This is a genomic window from Salinicola salarius (assembly GCF_002179555.1).
GTDB lineage: Bacteria > Pseudomonadota > Gammaproteobacteria > Pseudomonadales > Halomonadaceae > Salinicola > Salinicola salarius_A.
In genome coordinates, this window is sequence record NZ_NHOU01000013.1 from 15,536 (window position 1) to 28,161 (window position 12,626).

At 55.1% G+C, this 12,626-nt stretch carries 6 protein-coding genes; all 6 read left to right on the forward strand.

The window, feature by feature from the left end; all coding sequences use genetic code 11:
- Positions 1 to 24: 24 nt before the first annotated feature.
- From CCD76_RS11245 to brxL, 6 genes are read left to right on the forward strand one after another with little or no spacing between them, the layout of a single operon-like run.
- The gene (locus CCD76_RS11245; protein ID WP_087719604.1) at positions 25 to 3,480 is read left to right on the forward strand and encodes an Eco57I restriction-modification methylase domain-containing protein; all 3,456 of its coding nucleotides are present in this window, start codon (positions 25 to 27) and stop codon (positions 3,478 to 3,480) included.
- A complete protein-coding gene (locus CCD76_RS11250; RefSeq protein WP_087719605.1) occupies positions 3,477 to 6,311 on the forward strand; it encodes a TrlF family AAA-like ATPase in 2,835 nt (944 codons plus the stop codon). The genes CCD76_RS11245 and CCD76_RS11250 overlap by 4 nt, the downstream gene beginning before the upstream one ends.
- A gap of 12 nt (positions 6,312 to 6,323) precedes the next feature.
- The gene (locus tag CCD76_RS11255; RefSeq protein ID WP_087719606.1) at positions 6,324 to 7,604 is read left to right on the forward strand and encodes an AAA family ATPase; all 1,281 of its coding nucleotides are present in this window, start codon (positions 6,324 to 6,326) and stop codon (positions 7,602 to 7,604) included.
- A complete protein-coding gene (locus tag CCD76_RS11260; RefSeq protein WP_087719607.1) occupies positions 7,601 to 8,200 on the forward strand; it encodes a hypothetical protein in 600 nt (199 codons plus the stop codon). The genes CCD76_RS11255 and CCD76_RS11260 overlap by 4 nt, the downstream gene beginning before the upstream one ends.
- Positions 8,197 to 10,539 (forward strand): BREX-1 system phosphatase PglZ type B, encoded by a 2,343-nt coding sequence (gene pglZ / locus CCD76_RS11265; RefSeq protein WP_087719608.1) that lies wholly within the window; start codon positions 8,197 to 8,199, stop codon positions 10,537 to 10,539. The genes CCD76_RS11260 and pglZ overlap by 4 nt, the downstream gene beginning before the upstream one ends.
- Positions 10,540 to 10,551: 12 nt before the next feature.
- The gene (gene brxL / locus CCD76_RS11270) at positions 10,552 to 12,594 is read left to right on the forward strand and encodes a BREX system Lon protease-like protein BrxL (protein WP_087719609.1); all 2,043 of its coding nucleotides are present in this window, start codon (positions 10,552 to 10,554) and stop codon (positions 12,592 to 12,594) included.
- Positions 12,595 to 12,626 lie beyond the last annotated feature (32 nt).

Below are 12,626 nucleotides of genomic sequence, written 5' to 3' on the forward strand. Positions count from 1 at the left end.
TAAGGATTGGGGAAGTAAAAGAACATGCAGCCACTCGACAAGACACTCAGAAACCAACTGGAACGCGCCGTTAAAAACGCCCGCGACACCGCCGAAACCGGTGCCCGCGCCGCGTTGGACCAGCTGGGTGTGGCAGACCCCACACCGGCCGCGCATCTGAGCGAGACCGACCGCGAGCTGCGCCGCAAGCTACGCGCCCATGGCCGCCAACTGGGCGACGCCCTCAACGGTGGCGGCAACGGAGCCAAAGCCCAGACCATGGACCGCCTGGTGGAGGAGGTCGCCTACGAGCACTGGCACCGCATGCTCTTTGCCCGTTTCCTGGCCGAAAACGACCTGCTGATGTACCCGGACCCGGACGAACCGGTGGCCATCACCCTGGAAGAGTGTGAAGACCTGGCTGCCGATGAAGGCGCCGCCAACGGCTGGGAACTGGCCGCCCGCTATGCGGCCCGTATGCTGCCGCAGATTTTCCGGCTGGACTCCCCGGTCTTCCAGCTCACCCTGCCACCGGAACACCAACAGGCTCTGGAACGCCAGGTCGCGGGCCTGCCGCTGGAGGTGTTTACCGCCTCCGATAGCCTGGGCTGGGTTTACCAGTTCTGGCAGGCCAAGAAGAAGGAACAGGTCAACCAGTCCGAGGTCAAGATCGGTGCCCGGGAGCTCCCCGCCGTCACCCAGCTCTTCACCGAGCCCTACATGGTGAGCTTCCTGCTCGACAACGCCCTCGGTGCCTGGTGGGCGGCCCGGCAGCTCAGTGAAAGCGACCTGAAGCACGCCGAAAGCGAAGACGAACTACGCCACAAGGCAGCCATCCCTGGTGTGCCGCTGGAGTACCTGCGGTTTGTGAAACAGGATGATGGGGCTGATAACACAAGATGGACACCGGCTGCCGGCACTTTCGATGCCTGGCCGGAACAACTGGCCGACCTGAAAACCCTGGACCCCTGCTGCGGCTCCGGCCACTTCCTGGTGGCCGCCTTCCTGATGCTCGTGCCCATGCGAATGGAGCGAGACGCTCTGTCCGCTCGGGACGCCGTGGATGCGGTGTTGCGAGAGAACATTCATGGCCTGGAGCTGGATAAGCGCTGTGTGGAACTGGCCGCTTTCGCGTTGGCCTTGGCCGCCTGGAAATACCCCGGCGCAGAGGGCTACCGGCCATTGCCGGAGCTGAATATAGCCTGCTCTGGATTGTCGATCAGCGCGAAGCAGACAGATTGGTTGGAGCTCGCCGGGGACAACGCTGATCTTCGGATAGCGCTCGAAGAACTTTACAAACAGTTCAAAGATGCACCGGTGCTCGGCAGCTTGATCAATCCCGAAAAGAGCCTGGGGAGAGGGTCGCTGTTTGAATTGAAGTGGGAAGAAGTTGGGCCTTTGCTCAATGAAGCGTTGGCGGGTGAGAAGAATGATGAGCGATTTGAGATGGGAGTGGTGGCAAAAGGAGTCGTAAAAACCGCGACCCTTCTTACTCAATCCTATGATTATATTGTTACAAACGTCCCCTATCTTTCCCAAGGGAAACAATCAAAAACGCTATCGAGTCATTGTGAAAAGGTGCACTACGATGCCCGTCATGACTTGGCCAATGTATTTCTTGAGCGCATACTAGACTTCTCTGGAAAAAAGGGCGTTGCGCAAATAATAATGCCTCAGAATTGGCTTTATCTAAAAAGATATAAAAATCACAGAATAAAGTTACTGCGAAACTACAAATGGAATTTGGTGGCTCGTATTGGTGAAGGTGGTTTCGATAGCGTATCGGCTGCCGGGGCATTTGTTGCTCTTTACACACTTACAAATGCCGAGCCATCCGAATCATCGACTGTTGCATTCATAGACTGTTCAGAACTTGCAGGCCCTGAGCTGAAAGCAACTTCTTTGAAAAACCTTGAGCTTTCCAGGATTTATCAGCTTGGTCAACTAAAAAACCCTGATTCAACAGTTACTTTTGAAGAGCATAGCAAGTTGCCGCTTTTGGCAGAATATTGCACTGCTCTTTCGGGTATTTCTACAGGAGAGTTGAATAGATTTACTCGGAGATTCTGGGAAGTCTCAGGATTTGGTGGCGCTTGGGAACTTTCTCAAACCAGCTCAACTGAAGTTCTGCATTCAACTGGGCTTTCAAACGCAGTTTTATGGGAGAATGGTCTAGGCGAATTACACGAATTGGCTCAAAGCGTTAAACATTTAAATCACGCAGCACAAAATTGGCAAAGAGGTCGCCCTAACTGGGGGAAACCAGGTGTCAGCATAAGCAAGATGCGTGAATTGAAAGCTAGTATATACTCCGGTCGGATTTACGACGAAAACTGTTGCGCCATAATACCTAATGACCCTGGGCTACTGCCAATCTTGTGGGCGTTTTGTAGCAGTCCTCAATACAACATTGAAGTTCGTAAAATCAATCAAAGTATACTTGTTCAAACCAAGTATATGATTAATGTGCCTTTCGATTACGAACATTGGACCAAATTAGCTGAGAAAAATTATCCTAATGGTCTGCCCAAGCCCTACACCGACGACCCCACCCAATGGATCTTCCACGGCCATCCCTGTGGCTCCGTCGTGTGGGATGAAGAACAAAAGTGGACGATGAAAGGCCCGCTCCGTACCGACGACCGCGTCCTACAAGTCGCGGTTGCCCGCCTGCTCGGCTACCGCTGGCCCGCCGAGCTGGATGCCGACATGGAGCTGGCCGAGGAGCAGTGTAAATGGGTTAAGCGCTGCGAGGCATTGCTGCCATTCGCCGATGACGACGGCATCGTCTGTATTCCCCCGGTGCGCGGTGAGGCCTCGGCAGCCGACCGCCTGCTGAACCTGTTGGCCGCTGCATACGGCGAGGCCTGGTCCAACGATGTTCTGGCAGAGCTTCTCAAGAGTGCCGACCACGCCGGTAAGACTCTGGAAACCTGGCTGCGAGACAAGTTCTTCGCGCAACACTGCAAACTCTTCCAGCACCGCCCCTTTATCTGGCACATCTGGGACGGCCTGCCCGACGGCTTCGCCGCCCTGATCAACTACCACAAACTGGACCGCAAGAACCTGGAAACCCTGAACTACACCTACTTGGGCGACTGGATCAGTCGCCAGAAGCAGGACCTGGCCAGCGGCGTCGACGGCGCCGAAGAACGCCTTTCCGCCGCTGAATCCCTGAAAAAGAAATTGGAACAGATCCTCGAAGGCGAAGCCCCCTACGACATCTTCGTCCGCTGGAAGCCCATCGAACAACAGCCCATAGGCTGGGACCCGGACCTCAACGACGGCGTCCGCCTCAACATCCGCCCCTTCATAACCGTAGGCGACGTCAAGAAGAAAGGCGCCGGCATCCTGCGCGACAAACCCAACATCAAATGGACGAAAGACCGTGGCAAGGATGTGGAGTCAGCGCCTTGGTACCACACTTTCAAAGGTGAGCGGATTAATGAACACCATCTGACGTTGGCCGAGAAGAAGTCTGCGAAGGAGGTATCAGAATGAGCGCACAATACAAAGGAATGCGCTGGCTGAAGTGTGATCTCCAGATGCAGACGCCAGCAGATGCTCGTCATTGGCAAGGAGATCGCCTCGAAGCCGGTCAGGAAGCTTCTGCAGCAACGGCATTTGCTGAGGCTTGCTATCACACCGGGCTGGACATCGTTGGGATAACTGACCACAACTTTCTAAGTAAGGAATTTATTCCCCACTTGCAGTCCGCCTTCGAGGAGCTTGAGCGCGAGCATAATCACAGCGTCTCCCTGTTTCCAGGATTTGAATTTGAAGCCGCCGGGGTTGGGCGCGGCGTTCACATACTCTGCTTGTTTGAGCCCGGAGCTGATTTAGTCCAGCTCGATGCCATCCTCACAGAGTGTGGTGTTGCGTACCCGAGAGTTGGAGCAGACGGCCAACTGGCAAAGTCCGACAAGAATCTCAAAGACATATTGCGCATCGTTCAAGAAAAGCATGGTGGCATCGTGATCATGCCTCACGCGATGAGTAATGACGGGATTTTCGATAACGAATCTATTTCAGACTGGCTGCAACAAGACCAATTCACCAATCCTGAACTGCTGGCGATTGAAGCTCCAAAACCTGTTCACCTGATGTCAGTGGGATATCAACGATTGCTGAAGTCAGGGGGGGATTGTCAACCAGGGTGGAGACGTGTACGCCCGATAGCAACTTTGATGTCCTCGGACAATAAGAAGCTAATTGACTGTGACCATGAAGAGGCACCAACACCCAACAGTATTGGTTACCGATATTCCTGGATAAAAATGTCGGCCCCTTCCATAGAATCGCTTCGACAAGCTTTTCTTGATCACCAGTCTCGCATTGTTTTGCCGGAAAATGTGGTGACAGATGTACATCCTGCCGATCGTGTTCGCCAAGCGGTAATTCAGTCTCTCTCAATTAAGAACGTAGCTTTCTTGGGCGATCAAGAGATTCACTTCTCACCAAACATGAACTGTGTGATTGGTGGTCGCGGAAGCGGCAAATCCACCTTGCTTGAATACCTGCGTATTATTTTTGGCAAAGATAAGTCAGAGGACATTGATGCGGACACGAAAAGCCGAATCAAACGGGTTCGGGACACCCTGAACCAACCAGGAGCAGAGCTTGAAGTGTCCTGGGTCAGCGCTGATGGAGTGGAAGACCGTATCGTATGGAAAAATGGGCAACCTGCTGTCCAACGTGACGATATGCATGATCCTGAGACGTTCTTCCAGAACTTGCCTATCCGCTTCTTCAGCCAACAGCAGCTCAACCGCCTCACCGAATCGAAAACAGGGGATGACGGGCAGATACCTCAGGCACAGCGCCTACTGGAACTGGTCGACGGGTTCGCCGCAAACGAGCTTGCTGATCTGGATGATCAGGAAAGAAAGCTGAAGCTTAAAATACAGGCATCGCTTTCCAATCTTCGGCAAGCCAAAGCGTTAGAGAAAGATCTCAAAAAATCCCAGCAGGAATATCAGGAGCTTGATCGCCAGTGGAAAGCACGAAGTGAGATTCAGGCCGATGCAATCAGGCACCAAAAACTAAAGGCGGAAAACCGTTATCTCGACTCGCTTTATGGAGATCAAGGGAGGCAGTTCGCAGATGTTGCCGAGCTCGCGGACGTTGTAGCGAACTCCCATGCTTCGTTTCAGATTGAAGATGCGCCCCATGGTCCTTGGCTTGAGCAGCTTGACGAGAAGGTCAAACAGGCCAAAGAGAGCCTTGCAAAGCATATTCGCCAAGCTGTAGAGCAGTACCAGAAAAATGTTGAATCGTTCAAGGCCGATAACCCTACTTGGAGCGCGATCCAGCAGGATCTTGATCAGGCCGATACCAATTTTAGTCAGGCATGCGCCGCCAAGGGGCTGACCCCTGACGATGTGGGTCACTTAAAGGAAGTTGATCAAGCCAGGGCCAAGAAGCACAGAGAAATTACTGAGCTTCAGGCTGAAATCAAGAGATTGAAGGACGAAGCTGGCGACCCCGAGACGCAGGTCCAGCGATTACACCAAATTTGGCAGGAACAGCTACAAAAACGGGTTGAAGCTGCGAATCGCGCAAATGATCTAGCCGTTCTGACTGAGGAGCAGCGCAAGTTCATAGAAGTGACGGTGCAATATCAGTTTGACCAGGCTAGTTTCTCCGAGCTATGGAATCACTTTGGCCCTAAAGACGGTCGAACCGCCCTGGCCCGCTCATGGAGCGACATAGGGCAGGCACTGATGGATCGATTCAGCCTGATACCAGACTGTGACCGTACTTCTCCCTGGGAACTGTTGAGGAATCTCTACCATGACAATGGCGGAGAGGGCGCTCGGCAACTTTTTCAGAATCAGGCAGACAACCTGAAGCAGCACATCGTAGAAAACATAGAGAGCTGGGACCAGCTTCGGTTATCTCGTGTGAAGGATGTCGTTGATTTAAAACTGTTTCGATCTGATGGCTCAGTTGCCGGGAGCATCTCTGAGGGCTCCCTTTCCGACGGTCAACGCAATACCGCCGCGCTCGCCTTGCTGCTAGCTCAGAATGGCGGCCCCCTTGTGATAGATCAGCCCGAAGATGAACTGGACTCCAACTTCGTGTTCAAGGAACTGATACCGATGCTTCGCAAGGTAAAAGCCGGTCGCCAAATCATACTTGCAACCCACAATGCCAACCTGCCGGTAAATGGTGATGCCGAGTTGGTATATGCGCTCGAAGCCAAGGACGGAAAAGGAGTTATCCGAGCACAGGGCGGGCTTGACGAGGCCAGTGTTACCGCCGCTGTCCTGGATATCATGGAAGGCACAGAGGAGGCTTTCCGGCGTCGGCGTGAAAAATACCATTTTTAGTGAGGCCCTATCATGATTAAACATCTCAAGATGTCCAATGTTGGCCCGGCCTCCAAGATGGAGCTGGAATTTGGCAAGCGTCTTAACCTTCTGACCGGTGACAACGGCTTGGGCAAGAGCTTCTTGCTGGATATTGCCTGGTGGGCTCTGACTCGTAAATGGCCTGCTGAGCTCAATACGAAGCTGACAGCCGGCAAGAAGGCGCTGCCAAACTCTGACGGGGAGGCCGCAATCAGCTTCTCGTTTACGAGTAAGAGCAAGGAGGAAAGCTACGAAAGCAGCTTCCTCAGAAAAGAGCAGTCATGGACCGGCAGGCCGGGGCGGCCTGCTAATCCGGGGCTGGTTCTTTACGCGATGTCGGATGGCAGCTTTGCGGTTTGGGACCCTAACAGAAACTATTGGCTGACCCGCGAGGGCGTTGACGTGCAAGAGCGCGTACCCGCCTATGTATTCAGCCAGAAAGAAGTGTGGGATGGTCTCCAGGATGAGAGTGGTGGATGGTTATGTAATGGCCTGATACGTGACTGGGCCGGATGGCAGAAGGAACGGGGCACGCCGTTTAAGCAACTTAAACAGGTTCTGGAGGTGTTGTCTCCCTCTGCAAAGGAAAAACTGGAGCCCGGAGCACTCACCAGAATTAGCTTGGATGATGTTCGCGATATACCGACTATTCGCATGCCGTATCAGCAGGATGTACCGGTTGTTCATGCGTCATCAGGCATGCGTCGTATAATCGCACTCGCTTATTTTTTGGTTTGGGCATGGGAAGAGCATAAGCAAGCTGCGAAGCAGCTTGGTGAGAAGGCTACACACCAAATTACTTTTCTAATTGATGAAATCGAGTCTCACCTACACCCCAGCTGGCAACGCACCATTGTGCCTGCGTTGCTTTCCGTTATGGAAAAGTTGACCAGGACTGCGGAAGTCCAGTTGATTACCGCGACGCACTCCCCCCTGATTATGGCCTCTGTAGAGCCTTTATACGACGAGAGCCAGGATGCCTGGTTTGATCTCGATTTCGAGCGCAAAAAGGTGATATTGAGACGCCGGGACTTTGAGAAGCATGGCGATGTTGAAACATGGCTGGTAAGTGAGGCTTTTGATTTAAAAAGCAGTCGTCCCCTGGAGTACGAGCACCTTGTGGAGGAGGCGTCGGCACTTCTGGCCAAAAATGAGCCCTCGCGAAAGCAGATTGAGGCCATGAATGACAGGCTGGTTCAGGCGTTAGGCCCCAGAGATGAGTTTCTGTTCCGCTGGCGTGCCATCTGCGACAAAAAGGGGTGGCTTGGATGATTCCTGTAACACTTCAGCCTGAACCTGATGACTTTAATGCAGAGGTGCGGCAGAGAGGTCGTGCTTGGCTGGTAGATCGCGGCATTGCCTTTGACGATCCTCCACCTAAAGCTGCTGATCTACCGAACTATTGGTCACGTTCAAATCAGCAACTGTGGGAGGCATACTCCGGCGTTTGTGCTTACCTTGCTATTTATTTTGAGTGGGGCTCAGGCGCTGCCTCTACGGACCACTTTATCGCTAAGTCAGCAAACGCCGGTGAAGCTTACGAGTGGTCAAATTACAGGCTTTCTTGCCTTGGCCCCAATAGGAACAAAAACAAATATGACGATGTTCTTGATCCAATAGGATTGGCCCCGAACACCTTTGTAATCAACTTTGCTTCAGGGGAAATTTCTCCCAATCCAGCTTTACGCGCCGCACAAGAGGCTGAGGCCAGAAAAACCATACGCAGGTTGAAACTGGACAGCCCCCATAATAATAAAATGCGTGCACAACACTACAGTGAATACGTGGCCGGCGACTGTTCTTTGGGTTTTCTCTCGCGAAAATCTCCTTTCGTGCACGCTGAAATAGTTAGGCAGGGGCTTGTATGAAAGTTCAAGATCGCATTCTGGCAGGCATTCGTGATGCAAGCATCTACAACCCTGATATTCAGGTCGCCCCTGCCTGCATCCTCTGGCCAGACCGTGACCGACAATGGGAAGCGGTTATTCCAGTCCTTCAGGCGGAACTGCCAGAGCTTCTGGTGCTGGGTGACTATGCTCCCGAAAAGCGCACCGGCCCGGCGATCTGGCTGCGCTGCGTGATTGCCGGCTTGGCGGATGAAGTATCCCTGGAAGATGGCAGGATACCCATTCTCTACCTGCCCGGCGTCAGCCGTCAGGATCTGCGGGCGGTGGAAGGTTGCCCGGACTCGCTCAAGCCGCTGGCTGAGTTGCAATACCGTGGCGTGATCTGGTCCCAGGTGAATGCCAAGGACTGGACCATCCTTGCCTACCTGAAGTCGGACCAGGGTGGTCTTGGCCTTGATGTAGCGCAAGACAGCGAAACCCGGCACGCCATGCAACTGGCGCTGTACCGACTGCTCGACGAAGACGTCGACTTGCTCAAGGGCAAACGCCTGGATAAGGACTACTTTAATACCCTGTTAACCGGCGGTGACCCCACCCGGGATCTGCTGTTGTGGCTGGACCAGGGCGATGCATTCCAGGCTGCGAGGGGTGAAAACGAATGGCAGGCTTTTGTGGCGGTATGCACCTCCCAGTTGGCTTTTAATCCGCAGCATGAGGGGGGGCTGGCAGGGTGCGCCAAGCTTGCGGCCCACGAGGGGCCCTGGCAGGCGGTTTGGCAACGTTTCTGCGAGGCGCCCCACCGCTACCCCCATATTCCCGCCCAAATTCGCAAGTGCCAACCGCCGGCCTTTGATCTGTTTGCCGATGAAACCGTGGCCGGTGGCTGGCCTCAGTGGAACCAGGGCCAGGAAGATCACCTGCGCCGTGACTTGCTGACCCTGGCCCAGACTCCTGAGCACCAGGCCCGAGCCAGAATACTGGAGCTCGAACAGATACATGGCGGCAGGCGATCACTGGTATGGGCGGAACTAGGGGAAGCTCCGCTGGCGTATGCACTGGAACACTTGGCCGCCATGGCCAACTATGCAAAATCGTCTCTGACGGCGGGCTCTGTGGATGATCTGATGGACGGCTATGCCAACGCTGGCTGGAAAGTGGATGACGGCGTAATGCGCGCCTTGGCCCAGGTGGAGAGCGCTGCTGACTTTGAGGCTGTTACAACGGCAGTTCGGGCAGTTTACCTTCCCTGGCTGGAAGAGTCCGCCCGCTACCTGCAGAAGATCGTTGATGGTGCCTCCTATCCGGGTGGCGCCTGCACAACAGTGGCCCCCTTTCCGGCCAGTCCCGGGGATTGTGTGCTCTTTGTCGATGGGCTGCGCTTTGATACGGGCAAGCGGTTGGCAGAGATGCTGGAAGCTTCAGGTCTGGATGTGGACGAGGCGCCCACCTGGGCCGCTTTGCCCAGCGTGACCGCCACTGGCAAGGCGGCGGTGACACCGGTCCGGGATAAAATTCGGGGGGACGATGGCAGCGCGGATTTCGAGCCCGCCGTGGCGGCGACCGGTCAGTCCCTCAAAGGCGGCTATCACCTCAAGAAACTGCTGAAGGACACCGGCTGGACGCTGCTGGATCGAACAGAGGACGGCCAGGGGGAAGGTTTCGCCTGGTGTGAGTTTGGCGACATCGACCACGAAGGTCACGACCGTGGCTGGAAGCTGGCCAAACACCTGGAAAGCCTTTTGAATGAAGTGCAGAACCGCATTACCGAGCTGTTGGCGGCGGGCTGGAAGCGAGTACGCGTCGTCACCGATCACGGCTGGCTGCTTCTGCCCGGGGGGCTACCCAAAATTGACCTGCCCAGCGTACTGGCTGAAAGCAAGTGGGGGCGCTGTGCCGCGCTCAAGGCTGGTGCGGAAACCCAGGAGCGACTGTTCCCCTGGTACTGGAACCCCAGTCACTACTTTGCCCTAGCCGATGGCATTAGTTGTTTCAAGAAGGGTGAGGATTACGCTCACGGCGGCCTGAGTCTACAGGAGTGCCTGACACTCCAATTGGTGGTGACGGGTGGCGCCTCCGCACAAGGGGCCATCGAGTTTACCGACCTGGTGTGGAAAGGGTTGCGCTGCACGGTGGCGGTGACGGGCGACTATTCAGGGCTCACATTGGATATCCGTACCCGACCGGGTGAAGCGGCCAGCAGTGTGGTGGTCGGCTCGAAGCCGCTTAAGGCTAATGGTACCGCCTCCGTGGTTGTCGAAGATGAAGATCTAGAAGGGCAGAAAGCGGTGGTTGTTCTGCTCGACGAAAATGGTTCTCTGGTTGCCCAGACGGGCACCGTGATTGGTGGGGCTCTTTCTTAAGAGGCAAATGTGATGGAATTGGACGAAATCGACAGAAAGGCCGCAATGGCCCTGGATGGTTACCTGGTGCGAAAGGACCTGGTACGAACCTTCAGCCGCCAATTCCCGGTGCCCACCTATGTGGTCGAGTTCCTGCTCGGGCGATATTGCGCAAGCACCGACCAGGAGGAGATCAACGAAGGCCTGGAGATCGTGCAGCGGCAGCTCAAGTCCCGCACCGTCAAGGCCGGTGAGGAGGAGCTGTTCAAGGCCCGGGCAAGAGAAAACGGTGAAGTCAAAATCATCGATCTGATTACCGCCCGCCTGGATGCGAAAACGGACTCTTATATTGCTTCCCTCCCCAGCCTCCGCCTGAACGACGTGCGGATCACACCGTCTTTGGTAAACGAGCACGAGCGGATGCTGACCGGCGGTTTCTATGCCGAGGTAACGCTCAATTACGATGCTGCCATTGCCCAGGAAAGTAATGGTCGCCCCTTCGGTGTTGAAGCCCTGCGGGAGATCCAGCTCTCCAAGCGCGACGTTTTGGATACCCTTGCAGAGGCCCGGAAGGAATTTACGACGCAGGAGTGGAAAGAGCTGCTGCTAAGGTCCACGGGGATTGAGGCCAGCGGCCTGTCGGAGCGGCAGCAGGACGCAATTTTGTTGCGTATGGTGCCCTTTGTTGAGCGTAACTATAACTTGGTGGAGCTCGGCCCCAGGGGTACCGGTAAGAGCCATTTGTTCCAGCAGGTGTCACCCTACGCCCACCTGATTTCCGGTGGTAAAGCCACCGTGGCCAAGATGTTCGTAAACAACGCCAGCGGCCAGCGGGGTTTGGTCTGTCAGTACGACGTGGTCTGCTTCGATGAAGTGTCCGGCATTTCCTTCGACCAGAAGGACGGCGTGAACATCATGAAGGGCTACATGGAATCGGGTGAGTTCAGCCGTGGCAAGGAAAACATCCGAGCCGATGGCAGCATCGTACTGGTGGGAAACTTTGACGTCGATGTGGAACATCAGCAGCGGATAGGCCACCTGTTCGGCCCCATGCCCCCGGAAATGAAAGATGATACGGCGTTTATGGACCGTATCCACGCCTTCTTGCCGGGCTGGGACGTGCCGAAAATAAGCAAGGAGCTTTTAACCGACCATTTCGGCCTAGTCAGCGACTTCCTGTCAGAGTGCTGGAGCCAGCTGCGCAATCAGAGCCGGGTAAGCCTGATCCAGAACCGGGTGTTTTTTGGTGGTGCGCTGTCTGGGCGGGATACCAATGCGGTGAACAAAACGGTCAGCGGCCTGCTTAAGCTACTTTATCCCGGTGACGATGAGGTCTCGGACGAGGATATCGAATGGGCCGTTCGCATTGCCATGGAAGCCCGGCGCCGGGTGAAAGAACAGCAGAAGCGGATCGGTGCGGCAGAATTCAGAAACACCCATTTCAGCTATGTCATGGGCGCCGACGGTGTCGAGAAGTTTGTTTCCACCCCGGAGCTTCAGAGCGAGAACAGCATTGGTGACGACCCCTTGGAACCTGGCCAAGTATGGACCATCTCTCCGGGTGGCGGTGAGGAACATCCCGGCCTGTACCGGATCGAGGTGAACGAAGGCCCAGGGTCCGGCGTCAAGGTCCTGAACAAGCCGGTACCGCCCGCGTTCAAGGAAAGCATCGGTTATGCGGAGCAAAACCTGTACGCCCGGTCGGCGCAACTGGTAGGCGACAAGGATCCGCGTCACCACGAGTTTACGGTTCAGTTGCGAGCGTTCGACGCCTCCAAATCAGGCGCCAAGCTTGGCATGGCGTCTCTGGTCGCATTGAGCACGGCGCTACTGAAGAAAAGCGTGCGCGGTGGTTTGATCATTGTGGGGGAGATTAATCTGGGGGGCTCCGTGGAGCCGATCCACAATCCGGTAACGATTGCGGAAATCGCCGTGGAAAAGGGCGCGACTGCACTGCTGATGCCTGTTGCCTGCCGCCGGCAGTTATTTGACCTGTCGGATGACATGGCGACCAAGGTTGATATCCAGTTCTACTCCGACGCGCGGGATGCTCTGCTCAAAGCCGTTGTGGAGTAGGTGCTCGGCTAGGCTTTAGTAAAATCACCGTG